This is a genomic window from Thermochromatium tepidum ATCC 43061, from assembly GCF_009664085.1.
GTDB classification, from domain to species: domain Bacteria; phylum Pseudomonadota; class Gammaproteobacteria; order Chromatiales; family Chromatiaceae; genus Thermochromatium; species Thermochromatium tepidum.
Genome location: NZ_CP039268.1, coordinates 2,919,916 through 2,937,485 on the forward strand (window position 1 = coordinate 2,919,916; position 17,570 = coordinate 2,937,485).

At 63.5% G+C, this 17,570-nt stretch carries 15 protein-coding genes, 1 tRNA gene and 1 pseudogene; 11 read left to right on the forward strand and 6 right to left on the reverse strand.

Features of this window, described 5'->3' with window-relative positions:
- Positions 1-3: 3 nt before the first annotated feature.
- From secD to metG, 4 genes are all read right to left on the reverse strand, one after another.
- The gene (gene secD / locus E6P07_RS13375) at positions 4-1,860 is read right to left on the reverse strand and encodes a protein translocase subunit SecD (RefSeq protein ID WP_153976063.1); all 1,857 of its coding nucleotides are present in this window, start codon (positions 1,858-1,860) and stop codon (positions 4-6) included.
- Positions 1,861-1,957: 97 nt separating this feature from the next.
- Complete coding sequence (yajC, locus tag E6P07_RS13380; protein ID WP_153976064.1) at positions 1,958-2,290, reverse strand: preprotein translocase subunit YajC; 333 nt, start codon at positions 2,288-2,290, stop codon at positions 1,958-1,960.
- A gap of 328 nt (positions 2,291-2,618) precedes the next feature.
- Positions 2,619-2,694: transfer RNA gene (locus E6P07_RS13385), tRNA-Phe, on the reverse strand.
- 99 nt (positions 2,695-2,793) lie between these two features.
- On the reverse strand, positions 2,794-4,845 hold the full coding sequence (metG, locus tag E6P07_RS13390; protein ID WP_153976065.1) for a methionine--tRNA ligase: 2,052 nt from the start codon (positions 4,843-4,845) through the stop codon (positions 2,794-2,796).
- Between the two features lie 204 nt (positions 4,846-5,049).
- On the opposite strand from metG, the gene apbC reads away from it, so the two are divergent.
- Positions 5,050-6,141, forward strand: a complete 1,092-nt coding sequence (apbC, locus tag E6P07_RS13395; RefSeq protein ID WP_153976066.1) for an iron-sulfur cluster carrier protein ApbC — start codon at positions 5,050-5,052, stop codon at positions 6,139-6,141.
- A 121-nt stretch (positions 6,142-6,262) separates the two neighbouring features.
- On the opposite strand, the pseudogene E6P07_RS13400 reads toward apbC, so the two are convergent.
- Positions 6,263-6,358, reverse strand: a pseudogene (locus E6P07_RS13400) (IS200/IS605 family transposase); the annotation flags it as partial.
- A 5-nt stretch (positions 6,359-6,363) separates the two neighbouring features.
- On the opposite strand from E6P07_RS13400, the gene E6P07_RS13765 reads away from it, so the two are divergent.
- The 8 genes from E6P07_RS13765 to E6P07_RS13440 all read left to right on the forward strand — a co-directional run bounded on the left by E6P07_RS13765 (position 6,364) and on the right by E6P07_RS13440 (position 13,333).
- Positions 6,364-6,765, forward strand: a complete 402-nt coding sequence (locus E6P07_RS13765) for a helix-turn-helix domain-containing protein (RefSeq protein ID WP_211363128.1) — start codon at positions 6,364-6,366, stop codon at positions 6,763-6,765.
- Positions 6,766-6,877: 112 nt separating this feature from the next.
- Positions 6,878-7,411: a ferritin gene (locus tag E6P07_RS13410; RefSeq protein WP_153976067.1), complete on the forward strand. Its 534-nt coding sequence runs from the start codon at positions 6,878-6,880 to the stop codon at positions 7,409-7,411.
- A 109-nt stretch (positions 7,412-7,520) separates the two neighbouring features.
- On the forward strand, positions 7,521-8,900 hold the full coding sequence (locus tag E6P07_RS13415) for a hypothetical protein (RefSeq protein WP_153976068.1): 1,380 nt from the start codon (positions 7,521-7,523) through the stop codon (positions 8,898-8,900).
- Positions 8,901-9,005: 105 nt separating this feature from the next.
- Positions 9,006-9,560, forward strand: coding sequence for a SiaB family protein kinase (locus tag E6P07_RS13420; protein ID WP_153976069.1), 555 nt, complete (start codon positions 9,006-9,008; stop codon positions 9,558-9,560).
- A 17-nt stretch (positions 9,561-9,577) separates the two neighbouring features.
- Complete coding sequence (locus E6P07_RS13425; protein ID WP_153976070.1) at positions 9,578-9,973, forward strand: DUF1987 domain-containing protein; 396 nt, start codon at positions 9,578-9,580, stop codon at positions 9,971-9,973.
- Between the two features lie 13 nt (positions 9,974-9,986).
- Positions 9,987-10,814, forward strand: a complete 828-nt coding sequence (locus E6P07_RS13430; protein WP_153976071.1) for a GGDEF domain-containing protein — start codon at positions 9,987-9,989, stop codon at positions 10,812-10,814.
- A 22-nt stretch (positions 10,815-10,836) separates the two neighbouring features.
- Positions 10,837-11,601: a type 2 periplasmic-binding domain-containing protein gene (locus E6P07_RS13435; protein ID WP_246172869.1), complete on the forward strand. Its 765-nt coding sequence runs from the start codon at positions 10,837-10,839 to the stop codon at positions 11,599-11,601.
- Entirely contained in the window at positions 11,585-13,333 is a 1,749-nt protein-coding gene (locus E6P07_RS13440) for a PP2C family protein-serine/threonine phosphatase (protein ID WP_153976073.1), read from the forward strand. Before E6P07_RS13435 ends, E6P07_RS13440 begins: the two co-directional genes overlap by 17 nt.
- On the opposite strand, the gene E6P07_RS13445 is transcribed toward E6P07_RS13440, so the two are convergent.
- The gene (locus E6P07_RS13445) at positions 13,326-13,805 is read right to left on the reverse strand and encodes a DUF2939 domain-containing protein (RefSeq protein ID WP_153976074.1); all 480 of its coding nucleotides are present in this window, start codon (positions 13,803-13,805) and stop codon (positions 13,326-13,328) included. The two genes, E6P07_RS13440 and E6P07_RS13445, sit on opposite strands and share 8 nt — an antisense overlap.
- A 42-nt stretch (positions 13,806-13,847) precedes the next feature.
- Here E6P07_RS13445 and E6P07_RS13450 point away from each other — a divergent pair, with 42 nt between their 5' ends.
- Together E6P07_RS13450 and parC are read left to right on the forward strand one after the other, a co-directional pair.
- Positions 13,848-15,116, forward strand: a complete 1,269-nt coding sequence (locus tag E6P07_RS13450) for a multifunctional CCA addition/repair protein (protein WP_153976075.1) — start codon at positions 13,848-13,850, stop codon at positions 15,114-15,116.
- A 67-nt stretch (positions 15,117-15,183) separates the two neighbouring features.
- The gene (parC, locus tag E6P07_RS13455) at positions 15,184-17,430 is read left to right on the forward strand and encodes a DNA topoisomerase IV subunit A (protein WP_153976076.1); all 2,247 of its coding nucleotides are present in this window, start codon (positions 15,184-15,186) and stop codon (positions 17,428-17,430) included.
- The last annotated feature ends 140 nt before the right edge of the window (positions 17,431-17,570 follow it).

Genomic DNA, 17,570 nt, shown 5'->3' on the forward strand with positions numbered 1-17,570 from the left:
CCCTCAGATGGCCAGTTTGTTCAGTCGCCGTCCGCCGTAGATCAAATTGATCAGGGCGCGCGAGCCGAGGATGGCAGTGAACATGGAGGTGAGGATGCCGATGAACAGGGTCACAGCAAAGCCCTTGACCGGACCCGTGCCGAAGCTGAACAGCACCACGGCGGCGATGAGCGTGGTCACATTGGCATCGACGATGGTCGAGAAGGCCCTGTCATAGCCGGCATGGATGCTCGCCTGGGGCGAGTTGCCGTTGCGGATCTCCTCGCGGATGCGCTCGTAGATGAGCACGTTGGCGTCCACGGCCATGCCGATGGTGAGCACGATACCGGCGATGCCTGGCAGGGTGAGGGTGGCCTGGAGCATGGAGAGCACGGCGACGATCAAGACCAGGTTGACCAAGAGCGCCAGGTCCGCGATCAGTCCGAACACCCGGCAATAGAGGGCCATGAACAGCAACACCAGTCCCATACCAAGCATGACCGAGGCCAGACCCTGGTCGATGTTGTCCTGCCCTAGGCTAGGTCCGATGGTGCGCTCCTCGACGATCTGGATCGGTGCGGCGAGTGCGCCTGAACGTAGCAGGAGCGCGATGTCGTGCGCCTCGGCGCTGCTGTTGAGCCCCGTGGTCTGGAAGCGCCGCCCGAACGGCTCGCGGATGGTGGCGACACTGATCACCTCCTCGACCTTACGCGTGGTCTTGACCGGCTCGCCATCGACCATCTGGGTCGTGGTGCGATTCTCGATGAAGACCACGGCCATGGGTTTGCCGACGTTCTCGGTGGTCACCTCAAGCATCCGCCGCGCGCCCTGGCTGTCGAGACTGACGAACACGGCTGGGCTGCCGCTCTGGCTGTCGAAGCCGGCCGAGGCGTCGGTGATCTGGTCGCCGGTGACGATCACACGGCGCTTGAGCAGGATCGGGGTACCGTTGCGCTCATAGTAGAGCTTACTGCCGACGGGCGGACGTCCGGCGAGGGCGTCGGCGATACTACCCTCGGTGTCGACCAGGCGGTATTCAAGGGTGGCCGTGGCACCGAGGATCTCCTTCAGACGGCCCGGATCCTGGGCACCCGGTAGCTCGACCACGATACGCCGCTCACCTTGGCGGGCGATGCTCGGTTCGGCCACACCGAGCGCATTGACGCGGTTGCGTAGGGTGGTGATGTTCTGGTGGAGTGCGAAGTCCTTGATCTTCCGTTGCTCGGTCTCGGGTAGGCTGGCGCGCAGCACGAAGGCGCCGGCGTCATCGCTCGGCTGGAGGTCGAGTTCGCTGAATTCGCGCTTGAGTCGCTTCTCGGCGGACTCGCGCGAGGCGGCGTCCTCGAAACGGATCAGGATGTTGTCGCCATCGCGGGTCAGGGTCAAATAGCGGATCTTCTCCTCGCGCAACAGGGTGCGGATGTCGCCGCTGTAGCGTTCGCGGGCTTGGTCAAGCGCGGCCTCCATATCGACGTCGATGACGACATGGATCCCGCCCCGCAGGTCCAGTCCGAGCGACATCGGATTGAGACCCAGCCAGCGCATCCAGCCCGGAAGATTGGCCGACTGGGTGAGCGCGGTGCGGTAGCGTTCCGACAGGGTGCGCTCGATGGCCTCCTGTCCTTGCAACTGTTCACCAGGCGTACCGAAGCGGGCAAGCAGCTTGCCGCCCTCCAGGGACTCGATGCCCTTGAGCGGAACCTTGGCATTTTCAAGCGCGGCCTTGATCTCGGCAACGCTGGCCTGGGTGATTTCATGACCACGTGCGGCGGTGATCTCGATCGCTGGATCCTGGGAGTAGAGGTTCGGCCAGGCCAGCAGTAGACCGAACAGGATGACGCCCAGGATGAGTAGATTCTTCCAGAGTGGATAACGGTTCATTGGGGCTCCGGCGCATTGGAGGGTGGCGGTTCGCCGCCTGCGGGAGGTCTCTGGAGGGATCGCAGGGCGCAGCGATCCGCTCCGAGTGGGTAAGAGGTCAGAGTTCTTGCAGCGTACCCTTGGGTAAAAGGGCCTCCACGGCGGTGCGACGGATCTTGACCTTAATGCCCTCGGCGACCTCAACCAGGGCAAAGTTCTCGCCGAGGTCGGCGATGCGCCCGACCATGCCGCCCAGGGTAATGATCTCGTCGCCCTTGGCCAGTGACTCGACCATCTTGCGGTGTTCTTTCTGGCGCTTGGCCTGCGGACGGATCAGCAGGAAGTAAAAGACGACGGCGAACAGGACCAGCGGCAGCAAGGCCATGAAGGGATCGCCGGACGGTGTGACGGCCTCGCCCTGAGCCAGGGCATCGGGGATAAAAAAGCTCATGAGTCGGTTCCTTGTGTTAGGCGGATTGCAGATTCGACGCGAATCCAAAGTGGGCCCCACAGGGCACGAACAGGCCGGTGTCGCGTCCAGGCCGCGATACGGCCCGCGAAAATAGCAAAAAATTATTGCACAGTGAGGAGATGGAGTCCGCAACAGGATTCAGTTCAGCGCCTTGGTCTTGAGTGCTCGGGGCACGGGATCCGTGTAAAAAACCGCCCCCGATTGGGTGGCTTGTCTTTTTAGCGTGCGAAATCCTCTGCTAATTTCCCAAAGGTAGCACCGAAAAAAAGGCTTGTCGCCGCTATGGAGACAAGCCTTTGATTTTGTTTGGTGCCCAGGGGCGGAATCGAACCACCGACACGCGGATTTTCAGTCCGCTGCTCTACCAACTGAGCTACCTGGGCGAAATCGGAATGGGTTCATTTAAGGTCGAGCTCATCATTAGACCGATTTCGGATCGGTTTGTCAAGCGCTCGTTATAATAGGGATACTCCCCATCGCTGCTATTTTACCTTCATCCCAGGTTCGGCACCCGAGTCGGGGCTGAGGATGAAGAGATCTTTTCCGCCTGGACCCGCGGCTAGGACCATGCCCTCGGAGACGCCGAAGCGCATCTTGCGTGGGGTCAGATTGGCCACCATGACCGTCATCCGGCCTTCCAGATCCTTGGGGGCATAGGCCGAGCGGATGCCGGCGAAGACGGTGCGTAGCTCACCGCCGAGATCGAGCCTGAGTTCGAGCAGCTTGTCGGCCCCCTCGACCAGACGCGCCTCGCGGATCAGGGCCACGCGCAGATCGACCTTGGCGAAGCTGTCATAGTCGATCGGCGCGGCGATGGGGTCGCGTTCGAGGTGCGGATTGGCGGCGGGTGGGGCAGCGGTGACCGGGCTTGACCCGGCAGCGATCAAGTCCTCTTTGGAGGCCTCCAGCATGGCCTGGATCTGTTTGGGGTCGACGCGGGTCATCAGCGGCTCGAAGGGGGCGATGATGTGATCGAGCAGGGGCCTGGCCAGCGCCTCCCAGGTAGGTGGCTCGATCCGAAGGAAGGACTCGGACTTCTCGGCAGTACCGGGCAGGATGGGGCGCAGATAGCCGATCAGCACCCGGAATAGGTTGAGGCCCATGGAACAGATCGCTTGCAGTTCGGCCGCGCGTCCGTCCTGCCTGGCCACCACCCAGGGGGCCTTCTCGTCGATGTACTGATTGGCGCGGTCGGCGAGCGCCATGATCTCGCGCACGGCGCGGCTGAACTCGCGCCTCTCATAGGCCGCCGCGATCGACTCGCCCGCCGCGATGAACTCGGCGAAGAGTTCGGGCTCGGCCAGCGTCCCCGAGAGCCGTCCATCGAAGCGCTTGCCGATAAAGCCGGCACAGCGGCTGGCGATGTTGATCACCTTGCCGACCAGATCGGCATTCACCCGGACCGCGAAGTCTTCGAGGTTCAGGTCGATGTCATCGACGCTCGGCCCCAGCTTGGCGGCGAAGTAATAGCGCAGATATTCGGGATCCAGATGCTCAAGATAGGTACGCGCCTTGATGAAGGTGCCGCGCGACTTGGACATCTTCTGCCCATCGACGGTCAGGAAGCCGTGGGCGAAGATGGCCGTCGGAGTACGGAAGCCGGCCCCGTGCAGCATGGCCGGGAAAAACAGGGCATGGAAATAGATGATGTCCTTGCCGATGAAGTGATAGAGCTCGGCGGTCGAGTCTCGGCCCCAGAAGCGATCGAAGTCCAGTCCGGGCGTCTTGTCGCACAGCTTCTGGAAGCTGGCCAGGTAGCCGATGGGCGCATCCAACCAGACATAGAAGAACTTGCCTGGATGATCCGGGATCTCAAAGCCGAAGTAGGGCGCATCGCGCGAAATGTCCCACTCCTGGAGCCCGGCGGCGAACCATTCGTCGAGCTTGTTGGCGACCTCCTTCTGCAAACTGCCGCCACCTGTCCACTCCCTGAGCATCGCCTCGAAGTCGCCGAGCCTGAAGAAATAGTGATCTGAGGCGCGCTGCTCGGGCACCGCGCCCGAGATGACCGAACGTGGATTCTTCAGCTCAGCCGGCGAATAGCTGGCGCCACAGACCTCGCAGTTGTCGCCGTACTGATCGGGTGCGCCGCATTTGGGGCACTCGCCCTTGATAAAGCGGTCGGGCAGGAACATCTGCTCGACCGGGTCATAGGCCTGGGTGATGGTGCGCTTGACGATATGCCCGGCGTCGCGATTGCGCTCGTAGATCAGGGTCGCGTAGTGCCGATTCTCGGGCGAGTGGGTCGAGTGATAGTTATCGAAGCCGATGCGAAAGGCGGCGAAGTCGGCCTGATGCTCCTGGGCGATGCGGGCGATGAGCTGCTCGGGCGTGATGCCCTCCTGGCGTGCGCGCAGCATGATCGGCGTGCCATGGGCGTCGTCGGCGCACACATACCAACAGTTATGGCCGCGCATCTTCTGGAACCGCGCCCAGATATCGGTCTGGATATACTCCACCAGATGGCCGATGTGGATCGGGCCATTGGCATAGGGCAGGGCGCTGGTGATCAGGATGTCGCGGGGCTGGCTCATGGAGTGGCTCGGATGGGTTGATACGTGGTTAAGGGTTGGATGGAATTATCTCATGATTCGCGTTCGGCGCGGCCTGGTATCTGGCGTGGAGCTTGCGGTATGACTTACTCTCAATGTCTTTTGCGGTTTTGTCCGCGTTGAATTCGTTGCGGCTGATACCAAACTTGCCGCCGACATCCGACCCAAATCCCAACGGAGTATCCCATGTCCCAACCCATGAAAGACGCCATCGAAGCCGCCATTAAGGATTATAGGGAACCGCATCTCGGGCGCGATCTGGTTGCCGCCCATGCCGTCAAGGACATCGCGATCGAAGGCGATCAGGTACGGATCAAGGTCGTGCTCGGATTTCCGGCCAAGGGGATTGAGCAGGATATCGCCGAGGCGCTGACCGAGCGCGTCTCCAAGGTAGAGGGCGTCGGCGCGGTCGCGGTCGATGTGGGCTGGGAGATCAAGGCCCACGCGGTCCAGAAGTCCTTGAAGCCCATCGATAATGTCAAGAACATCCTTGCCGTGGCCTCGGGCAAGGGTGGCGTGGGCAAGTCGACCACGGCCGTCAACCTGGCACTGGCCCTGGTCGCCGAAGGGGCCAAGGTCGGTCTGCTCGATGCCGACATCTATGGCCCCTCGCAGCCGCGGATGCTCGGACTCCATGGCCAGCCCGAGTCCAAGGACGGGCGCACGCTCGAACCCATGGTCAGTCATGGCGTCCAGACCATGTCGATCGGCTTCCTGATCGAGGAAGAGACCCCGATGATCTGGCGTGGCCCCATGGTCACCCAGGCGCTGGAGCAGCTGCTCAAAGACACCAATTGGTCGGATCTCGACTATCTGGTCATCGATCTGCCGCCGGGCACGGGCGACACCCAGCTCACGTTGGCGCAGAAGGTGCCGGTCTCGGGCGCGATCATCGTCACCACGCCCCAGGACATCGCCTTGCTGGCGGCGCGCAAGGGGCTCAAGATGTTCCAGAAGGTCGAGGTGCCCGTCCTCGGCATCGTCGAGAACATGAGCATCCACATCTGCTCCAGGTGTGGGCATGAGGAACCCATCTTCGGGTCCGGTGGGGGGCAGAGGATGGCCGAACAGTACGGACTGGAGCTCCTAGGTGCCCTGCCGCTCGACATCCGGATCCGCGAGGAGACCGACAGCGGCAAGCCCACGGTCGTCGCCGAGCCTGAGTCGCGTATCACCCAGATCTATCGCGAGATCGCCCGCAAGACCGCCGCCAAGCTCTCGCTCCAGGCCAAGGACTATGCGTCCAAATTCCCGCGCATCGTGATCCAGAATACCTGACCACCAGACGGCGCGTTCCAGGGACATTCTTGCGTGTGCCGGTGGCCCGGTGCGCGACAAGCCTCGGCCTTCAAGGCCGAGGAAGGATCGCGCGGACCGCAGCCGTCCTTGGCTTTCGGTTTCAATGTGGTGTCTGTTGCGGTTCGATGGATTGGCGCACGATGGCGATCGGCGCACCGCCGCAGGATGAAGCGAAGTAGGACGGCGACCCTAATATTGCCTATGCAACGACATCAAGCCTTCAAGTACGAACTGATTCCCAACGGCCAGCAGGAGCGGCAGATGCGCCGCTTCGCGGGCGCGTGCCGGTTCGTGTTCAACAAGGCCTTGGTGTCGCAGAAAGAGCGCTATGAGAGAGGTGAAAAGAAGCTCGGCTACGCCGGGTTGAGCAAGCTGCTCACCGAATGGCGCCACGGTGAGGAAACCGCATGGCTGGCGGATGCGCCCGTTCATCCGCTGCAACGGGCGCTTCTCGCGGGATGCCAATCATGCGAGACGAAGGGCAGGACATGGCAGACGCTTCTGCCAGGATGCTGGCTTGTGCCAATGTCAGCCCGGATGGCCTGTGGATCGAACCGCGTTGGCGGTCGGAAGCAGGAACCCACCGAAGCGATTCAGGTGTAGCTCTATGCTCCATCAGGACGCCGTAGGAATCCCCGGACGGAAGGCCGGGGAGGATGTCAAATCCGCGATTGCGACAGCCGTTCAGCCTTCAACTTAAGGAGCACGTCCCAGCATGATCTCCCAAGCCATGGCCCAGCGCCTCAATGCCCAGATCAATCGCGAACTATATTCGGCCTATTTCTATCTCGGACTTTCGGCCCAGGCCGAGTCCATGAACCTAAAGGGCGTGGCGGCCTGGTTTTTCGCCAAGCACGGCGAGGAACAGCAGCATGCGCTCAAGATGTACCGCTATCTGATCGACCAGGGTGCGACGGTCACATTCAGCGATGTGGCTGCACCGGCGAGCGTCGAGCGCGGCGTGCTGCCCATGTTCGAGCGCACCCTGGAGCACGAGCGTTCCGTGACCGCCGCCATTACCGAGCTGATCGATGGTGCGCTCTCCGAAAAGGACCACGCCACCCACATCTTTCTGCAATGGTTCGTCACCGAGCAGATCGAGGAAGAGGCCATGGTCGCCGACATCATCGGGCGGGTGCGGCTGTTCGGGGATCAGGGGCAGTCGCTGCTCATGATCGACAACGAACTCGGCGCCCTGGCCAAGCAGATGGCGACTGGTGCGGCGCCCCCGTCCGGTGTCGCCGCCTGAGATCGGGGTCAAACGAGGCACGCAAGCTCCATGAGCAAAAAGTCTAAAAAGTGCTGCAAGAAGTACCGCGAGGGCAAGCGTTGCAAAAAATGTCCAAAGGACTGAACGCTTGAATGCTCACCTCACAGATCGCTCCTCGCTCCAGCGCCATATCGAGCACTCGGCACTGGCTGCGGCAGCCCCGATCTTGGAGGATCTCAAGACCAGAGCTGGTCTGATCTTCCAGCTTGGGATCAAGAGCGCGCCGCTGTTCGTCGGCCAGGCGCTCTTCATCGCCGAGCAGTCGATCATCGACGATGTCGAGACCATCTATTTCTTTACCCGCGAGGGCGAGTTCTTCGAGCGTGTCTTTGCGTCCGTGGTGCCAAACGGGCGTCTCGCCAATCACGTCCTGCCGCGTGCGCGGTTACTGGAAGTGAGCCGACTGGCGACCTTTTCGGCCTCGCTGCGCGAGGTGAGTCTCGACGAGATGCGCCGGCTCTGGAGGCTCTACGACAGCCAGTCGCTGTTCGCGCTCGCCCGCTCGCTCGGGCTGGAACCCGAGGCGCTGGAGCCGATCTGCGCGCGCCACGGGCTGCCGCTCGACGAGACCATCGTACATCCCTGGCTCGACACCCGCGTTAGGGCCCTCTTTACCGACCCAGGGTTCGTCCAGCTCGTCTCAGGCCGGATCGCCACGGATCGACAGGCCGCGCTGGCCTATTTCGCGCAACAGGGACTGATCGACGGTCATGGACCCTTCGGTCTGGTCGATATCGGATGGCGCGGAACCATCCAGGACAACCTTGCCTGGATGCTGCCAAACACGCGTTTCTTCGGTTACTACCTGGGGCTGCAACGCTTCCTCAATCCGCAGCCGCCCAATGGCATCAAACGCGCTTATGGCCCGGACGCCAACCTCAACCTGTTCTTTAGCCATCTGCTCGATGCCGTCTCGCCGATGGAGATGCTCTGTAACTCGCCGCACGGCAGTGTCATGGGGTATCGTCTGGAGGCTGGGGTGGCACGCCCCTGGCGTCTGACCGAACCGACCGAGAATGCCATCCATGCCGAGGTGGTGCGGCACTTCCAGGATGGCGTACTCTTCGCCTGTCGTCACTGGGCGCCCCATGTAGAGACACATTCGATCCGCAGTCAGGATCTACGCGAACAGGCCTGTCAGATCTGGAGCGACTTGATCGAGCGCCCCGATCGCCAGATCTCGGAGGCCTATGCCGCCCTCAAGCACAACGACGTCTTCGGCGTCGGCGGCTTCGTCGACAAGCGCCTCGTGCCCTCGCCCTGGCGCATGATTCGCGGGATCTTATGGTCCGAGGACAGGCGCGCCGTTATCCTCTACATCAAGCAGACGCAGTGGAGTTCGGGGCTGTGGCAGCGCCGCGACCTAGGTCCAGTGCATCGTCTGATGCTGATCGCCGCCCTGAGCCTGGGACGGGCCTACAAGCATCTGCGCATGTGGATGCACTATCATCTCGTAACCAAGCGTTGACGCGGATCCTCAAGGTTTTTTAAGGATTTAAGGGTCATTGACTCGGCCCTGATCGACCGCTAACTTCTTAATAGACGCGAATCACCGTCCTTACACGAGGCCCGCATGTCGATCGCCGCCCAATACTTTGATGTCCATCAGCGGATGCGCGATCAGGGCGTGATCTTCTCCTTCGTCGGTTATGTCTCCGAGGGCATCCTGTTCTCGCTCGGCGAGGCGCTCAAGCAGAAGATGCGCCTGGATGAGACCGACGCCAATGTCACCAAGCGCGTCTTCTCGATCTTTGTCGAGCAGGTGCAAAACCTCATCCGCTACTCGGCTGACCGCCTCCAATCCGAGAACGGTACCCCCACCGAGTTGAGTTCGGGCCTGGTCATGGTCGGGCGCGATGCTACCCATTTCTTTGTGGTCTGCGGCAATGTGGTCGGGCGTGCCGAGGGCGAGGATCTGTGCAGTCGGCTCGAAGAACTGGCGCGTATGGACCCCGACACCATCAAGAGCTACTACCGCGAGAAGCTACGCGAGCCACCCGAGGCCGGCAGCCGCGGCGCGAGCATCGGCCTGATCGAGATTGCGCGCCGCTCGACGCGCGCGATCGAGTTCGGTCTGACCGAACTCGAGGCGGAGCGCGCCTTCTTTTGTCTCAAGGCCTATATCTAAAAATGCCGTCTCGACCGATGGATAGACTCCAGCGTCCTCAGACCGAGCGCTCGCCCCTGGTCGATTTCGATTTCGATCGCCACCGGCTGCATCTCGAAGGCGAGTCCTATCCGGAGGACGCAGCAGCCTTCTTCGGTCCGCTGCTCGTGGCTCTGGATCACTATCTCGTGCATCTGCGGGCCGAGCCGCCCGCATCACCCCTGGTCGTGGATCTGCGCCTGACCTATTTCAACAGCAGCAGCGCCAAGGCGTTCATGAACCTCTTCCAGCGTCTGGAAGCGGCGGCGCGCGATGGGGTCGAGGTGCAGGTCAACTGGCACTATCAGAGCGATGACGAGACCATGATGGAGTTCGGTGAGGACTTTAGGGAGGATTTCCAGGCCGCTCGTTTCGAGCTCTGTGTCTTCGACTGAACCGGGGACGACCATGTCTGCCCATGCCCATGACCTAGAATCTCAGGGGACCTACTCGCTCTATGCCCACGAGGAGTCGGTCATCCGTCAGGCCGAGTCGATGCTGGGCAAGCTCGACGAGGTCGCCAACGGGGTGCGCCTGCTAGCCCAGGCCTATCGTGAGGGCTATCGTGAGACGATGCGGCTGGTGCGCATCAGTGATCGGATGCAAGCGGAGCTGCACGCGGCCAATCGCACGCTCCTGAATCAGGCCGCCGACCTGCAACGGCTCAACAAGGCCCTGCATCAAGAGATCGAGCGGCGCGAGGCGCTTGAACATGAACTGCGGCGCATCGCCTCGGTCGATGAGCTGACTGGCCTCCATACACGGCGCCATGTGCTCGAGCTCGGCGAGCACGAGCAGCGCCGACGCGCGCGTCATGGGTATGATCTGTCCATCCTCATGATGGATCTTGATCACTTCAAGCGCATCAACGACGGTTTCGGCCATGCCGCCGGTGATCAGGTACTGGGCGACTTCGGTTTTCTGCTGTGTTCCAGTCTGCGCCAGGGCGACATCGCCGGACGCTTCGGCGGCGAGGAGTTCCTGGCGATCCTGCCCGAGACAGATCTGGCGACCGCTCAATCCATCGCCGAGCGACTCTGCAAGCAGGTGCGCGAGAACAGCACCCTGTGGAAGGATCAATCGCTGGCAGTCACAGTCAGCATCGGATTGGTAGCGGTCGACCGTGACGAGTCCCTCGAGTGTGCCATCGCGCGCGCCGATCATGCACTCTATCTGGCCAAGCGCGCCGGGCGTGATCGGGTCATGGTCGGTTCCGGGCCGGACCTTGACGAATAGGGCCGGGGCGATGCCTGCCGTCGTGCCTGTCCGTCTCCTGCTTGTATGGCTGGCGCTGGTCGCGGCGGCGCCTGTCTCGGCCGGCGAGCGCTATGCGGTCGGCGTGGAGAACATCGACTATCGGCCCTATCAGGCCGGTCACACCGGGGTCTTCGAGGGGTTTGGGCGCGAGCTGCTCGATGCCTTCGCCACCGAGGCCGGGATCGTCTTTGAGTATCGACCCCTGCCGCCGCCGCGTCTGCTGGCGAGCCTGCTTCAGGATCGGATCGATTTCAAATACCCCGACGATCCGGGCTGGGCACCCGAGGCACGCGCCGGTCAGGTCATCCATTACAGCCGTCCCATCGTCGCCTATCTGGACGGCACCCTAGTGCGGCCCGAGCGTCTCGGGCAACCGGTATCGATGCTGCGCGTGCTTGGCACGGTGGTCGGCTTTACGCCGCTGGCCTGGCGCGCGGCGATCGAGTCGGGCGCGGTCAGTCTCCGGGAGAACGCTGACTTTGGCGCGCTCTTCCAACAGGTTTTAAGCGGGCGCATCGATGGCGCCTATGCCAATGTCGCTGTAGCACGCGATCAGTCCCAGCGGCTGTTCGGACACCCGGACGCGCTGGTCTTCGATCATCGTCTGCCGTTCGCACGCGGCGACTATCGGCTCTCGACGCGCCGTCATCCGCAGGTGATCGCGCGTTTCGACCGCTGGCTCCTCGACCGCGCCGATCGGGTGTCCGAACTCAAGCGGCGTGCCGGCCTGAGCGAAACAGATCCGGATCATGACGCCCTCGACTGAGCCCCTGGTCGGTGCGGCGGATGAAGCCGACACGACGCTCAGCCACATTCCGCTGCGACATAGCCTGACCTTCAAGCAGGCGGCTGTCACACTCCTGGTGGTGTTGCTGCTGGGGCTTGCGGTCGGCACGCTCGAGCTCGTCCTGGACTGGCGTACCAGGCGGATTGAGGTACGCGAAAATCTGGAACGCACGCTCGATCTGGTCGAGGGCTCGGCCACCGAGGCGCTCTATCAGCTCAATCCCGAACTGGGGAGCCGGGTCGTGGATGGACTCATGGTCTTCGATCTGGTGCGGTACGTCGAGCTGCGCGACGACTTCGGGCGCGTGCTGGCCAGTCGCAAGAGTCCGCCCCTGGCCGCCAGTCCCTTCCATCGCTGGTCCGAACTCTTCGCGGACATGATCCACTTCAGCCGCCCGCTGCGTCAGGCCGAACCCGATGGCGCTCGGATCGAGGTCGGCGTGCTCCGGGTCGAGCTATCGCCCGAGCGGTTGACCGAGCAGTTCCTGCACCAGGCGATGCGCGGTGCGCTCTTCGGTGTCGTGCGTGCAGCGGGTGTCTTGCTTTTGGTCATGCTCCTGTTCTATCTCATGCTTACCCGACCGCTGCTACGATTGGCACGCGCGGTCGCCGAGGTCGATCCGGCGTGTCCAGGTCGCTGGTCGGCGCCTACACTGCCCGGACATGGACGCGACGAGCTGGGACTGCTACTGGCACATCTGCGCCGGCTGCTGGATGCCTCGCAGGACGGTCTGGATCAGCGTGACCGGGTACAGGCCGAGCTGACCGCGCTCACCCGCGAGCTGGAACAGCGTGTCCGGGAGCGCACCCAGGCGCTCGAACAGGCCTTGCTCGACCTGGAGACACGTAAGGAGGAGATCGAGCATGCCTTTGAGGAATTGGATTGGACCCATCGACGTTTGAGTGAGACCAATCGTCTGCTCCTCGAAAGCCATGCCTACGCTCGACGCATCCAAACCTCGATGTTGCCCGATCCGGCGGCGCTCGGCGCCGACCTCGGCGAGGTCCGTGTCCATTGGGAGCCGCTGCATCTGGTGGGTGGCGACTGGTATTGGCTGGAGCGACGCGGCAATCAGTCTCTGATCCTGCTCGCCGACTGCACCGGACATGGCGTGCCTGGTGCCTTCGTCACCCTGGTGCTGGCCGCGGTGACCGAACAGGTGCTGCGCGAGATGTCGGTCTGGGAGCCGGCCCGGATCCTCGCCGACATCGACCGGTTGGTCAGGCGACGTCTGCGTCAGGACCGAGCGGGCGACTGGACCGGACTGGACTCCGACGACGGACTCGAGGCCGCCGTGCTGCTTTGGGACGCTGGATCCCGTATCCTGGAGTTTGCGAGCGTGGGCGGCATTCCCTTGCTGTGTCTCGATCCAGGCAAGGGGGTCACCACGCTTCGCGGCACGCGCGGCCATCTCGGCTATCAGAGCCTGAAACCGCCGGCGGCGATCGCGACCGAGCGCATCGCTGTGGCCCCAGGCGCGACCCTCTATCTGCTGACCGATGGTTTCACAGACCAGATGGGCGGCTCGCCGCGTCGTCTGCTCGGGCGGGGGCGGATCCTCGACTGGCTGGAGTCGCACGCTACACTCGGACTGAGCGACCAGATCGAGGGACTGTGCCGGATGCTTGCCGATTATCGTGGCGAGGAGCCGAGACGCGACGACATGACCCTGATCGCCTTTAGGCCGAGAGCGGATGCTGAGCTCAAATGATGTCGGTGATCTTCCACTGAGCACCGATCCGCGACAGCCGGATGTGGGTGGCGTTCTCGCCGAGCCGTCCAAGCCGGATCAAAAAGCGATCGTGCGACTCGAAGAAGGCAAAATCGACCGCGCCGATCAGAGAGGGCGTACCCTGGCCCATGACCTGGGTGGCCGCTTCGCGCAGGGTCTCGCGCACCCAGTCGAGCGTGATGGCCTGCTCCAGGGCCGCGTCGCCCAGGCGTTCGAGGTTCTGGCCGATCCAGCCGGTGATGCCCTGGGGCTCCGCTGCTGGCAGCATACCGCTCACGCCAGCGGCCAGACGGCGCTTGTAATTGGCACGGATGGCGGGGAGATCCACCAGTGTGGCCAGCTCGGTCGGGTCCGGACGCAGGAGGGCGCCGTCGAGCCGATAGAGGCTGTAATAGGGCCAGAGACCATAGATGACGAGGACCAAAAGCAGGAGATAACCGATGAATCGCATCCGGGTCGCCTCAGTGTCAGTTCTTTACGCGGACGTGTTGGAGTGAAGTCTAAACCCTTTAGCGGCGCGGACGCGACCCAGGGGCTTCAAACCTACCTGGTCGGCGGTGCCGTGCGCGACCTCCTGCTCGGGCGCATCCCCGAGGAGCACGACTATGTCGTGGTCGGCGCCAGCGTCGAGGACATGCTCGCCCGTGGTTTTAGGCAGGTCGGCAAGGACTTTCCGGTGTTCCTGCACCCGCAGACCCAGGAGGAATATGCCCTGGCCCGCACCGAGCGCAAGACCGCGCCCGGGTATCGCGGTTTCCAGGTCCAGTCCCATCCAGGCGTGACCTTGGAAGAAGACCTGAGGCGGCGTGATCTCACCATCAATGCCATGGCGATGGACGCCACGGGACGGCTGATCGATCCGCATGGCGGTCTGGCCGACCTTAAGGCGCGCATCCTGCGCCACGTCTCCCCAGCCTTCGTCGAGGATCCGGTGCGTATCCTGCGTCTGGCGCGCTTCACCGCCCAACTGGCCGATCTGGGATTTGGTATCGCCGAGGAGACCCTAGAACTGGCGCGCGCCATGGTCGCGGCCGGCGAGGTCGATGCCTTGGTCCCGGAACGGGTGTGGCAGGAGATGGCGCGTGCCCTCGCGGCGGACCGACCAGCGCGCTTTTTCGAGGTGCTGCGCGACTGTGGTGCCCTGGCGCGCCTGCTACCCGAGCTCGACCGGCTCTGGGGCGTGCCCCAGCCGCCGGAGTGGCACCCGGAGATCGACACCGGGGTGCATGTGATGCTGGTGCTCGACATGGCCGCGCGGATCGCGCCCGAGCTGGAGGTGCGGTTCGCCGCGCTCTGTCACGATCTGGGCAAGGGTGTGACACCGCCCGAGATCCTGCCCAGCCATCATGGTCATGAGGAGCGCGGTCTGGTGCTGGTCGAGTCCATCTGTGATCGCTTCCGCGTCCCCAACCGCTGCCGCGAGCTGGCGCGCCTGACCACCGCCGAACACGGACGGATCCACAAGGTCGAGGAGCTGCGCGCTGGCACCATCCTGGAGCTCTTCGAGCGCGCCGACGCCTTCCGGCGCCCCGAGCGCTTCGAACAGCTGCTGGCCGTCTGCGAGGCCGACTTTCGCGGTCGCACCGGCTATGCCGAGCGCCCCTACCCCCAGGCCGAGGTCTGGCGTCGCCTGTTTGCCGCAGTCGCTGCGGTCGATACCGGCACCATCGCGCGCGCCGCAGGCGAGCCGCGCCGGATCGCCGAGCACCTCCGTGCCGCGCGGCTTTCGGCGATCCGGGGTGTCCGTCCGGATTTGTCTTGAGTCCCCTCCCTGTCACATCAGGCGTGTCCCTGACTATTTAAAAAAACACTGAACCCAAGAATTGCTGATGTCTGACACCCCCCTCTACACCGCCGAGGGCATCGAACGTCGCCCGCTGAAAGACTTCACCGAAAAGGCGTATCTGGACTATTCCATGTACGTTATCCTCGACCGCGCCCTGCCGCACCTCGGCGACGGCCTCAAGCCTGTCCAGCGGCGCATCCTCTACGCCATGTCCGAACTTGGGCTCTCGGCAACGGCCAAATTCAAGAAATCCGCCCGGACTGTCGGCGATGTGCTCGGCAAGTTTCATCCGCACGGCGACTCGGCCTGTTACGAGGCCATGGTCCTCATGGCCCAACCCTTCAGTTCGCGCTATCCACTCATCGATGGCCAGGGCAACTGGGGCTCAGCCGACGACCCCAAGTCGTTCGCCGCCATGCGCTATACCGAGGCGCGTCTGACCCCCTACGCCGAGTTGTTGCTCACCGAGGCCGATCAGGGCACCATCGACTGGCAGCCCAACTTCGACGGCACGCTCGAGGAGCCGCGCCTGCTCCCGGCGCGCCTCCCGAACATCCTGCTCAATGGGGCCAGCGGCATCGCGGTCGGCATGGCCACCGACATCCCACCCCACAATCTGCGCGAGGTCGCCCGCGCCTGTATCCATCTGCTCGAACACCCGGACGCGGCCCTCGAAGACCTGGTCCGGTTTCTCCCCGCACCCGACTTCCCGACCGAAGCCGAGATCATCACGCCTGCCGCTGAACTCCTTGCGCTCTACCGCACGGGCACCGGTAGTCTCAAACAGCGCGCGCGCTACAGCCGTGAGCAGGGCGAGATCGTCATCACCGCTTTACCCTATCAGGTCTCGGGTAGTCGGGTGCTGGAGCAGATCGCTGCCCAGTTCAATGCCAAAAAGCTCCCCATGATCGAGGACTTTCGCGACGAGTCCGATCACGAGTATCCGACCCGACTCGTCATCGTCCCGCGCTCCAACCGGGTCGATGTCGAGCGACTGATGTCACATCTGTTCGCGACCACGGATCTGGAGCGCAGTTATCGCGTCAATCTCAACCTGATCGGTCTCAATGGTCGCCCGCGTGTGATGAATCTGCGCGAGATCCTGACGGAGTGGCTGATCTATCGCACCGAGACCGTGCGTCGCCGGCTCCAGCATCGGCTGGAGAAGGTACTGGAACGCCTGCATCTGCTCGATGGCCTATTGATTGCCTTCCTCAATCTCGACGAGGTGATCCGCATCGTACGCACCGAGGACGAGCCCAGGCCCGTGCTGATGGCGCACTTCGGCCTGAGCGAGCCTCAGGCCGACTTCGTGCTGAACACCCGCCTGCGTCAGCTTGCGCGCCTGGAGGAGATGAAGATCCGCGCCGAGCAGTCCGAACTGAGCGTCGAGCGCGACCAACTCCAGCGTCTGCTGGGCGACGAACGCGCGCTCAAGGGCCTGATCCGCGACGAGATCGCCGCCGATGCCGAGCGCTATGGCGACGCGCGCCGCTCGGCCTTGGTCGAGCGCGCGCCGGCCTGTGCACTCGATGAGACCGAGCTCGCACCGAGCGAGCCCCTGACCGTGGTCCTGTCCGAAAAGGGTTGGGTGCGCGCCGCCAAGGGGCACGAGGTCGATGCCATCGCTCTGAACTACCGCGCCGGCGATGCCTTCCTAAGCCTGGCGCGCCTGCGCAGCAACCAGCCCGCCGTCTTCCTCGACTCGACCGGGCGCAGCTATGCGCTCCCGGCGCATAGCCTGCCCTCGGCGCGCGGTCAGGGCGAGCCGCTGACGGGGCGTCTCGATCCACCGCCCGGCGCGCGCTTTGTCGCCGTGCTCGGCGACCATCCCGAGGCGCGCTATCTGCTCGCCTCAGACGCCGGCTATGGTTTCATCGTCCACTTCGAGGAGCTGATCGCCAAGCCCAAGGCCGGCAAGGCGGTGCTGAGCCTACCGGAGGGGGCACGCCTCTTGGAGCCGGTGCGCGTCGATGCGATCGAGGACGCGAGCCTGGCCGCTGTCACCACCTCTGGACATCTGCTCCTGTTCCCACTCGCCGAACTGCCCGAGATGGCGCGCGGCAAGGGCAACAAGATCATCGGACTGTCATCCAGGGGCACGGGTAATGAAGGCGAGCGCCTGATCGCACTCGCCGTGGTGAGGGAGGGCACGACCCTGACCGTGCTGTCCGGCAAGCGTGAGCTCAGGCTCAAGCCGGCTGATCTGGCGCTCTACCGTGGCGAACGCGGTCGACGTGGTAGACTCCTGCCGCGTGGTTTTCAGCGCGTCGATGGCTTGCGGACCTGAGCGAGCGGTTCGGTGTGATCTTCGAGCCTGACCACGTGGGTCGCGGCTTAGGCTGAACCGCAGACCCAGTGTCCGCGATGTATTATTTAAGTCTAGCTGGACAGGACGTACAGCGCCCATAACTCCTCTACCGGAGGCTC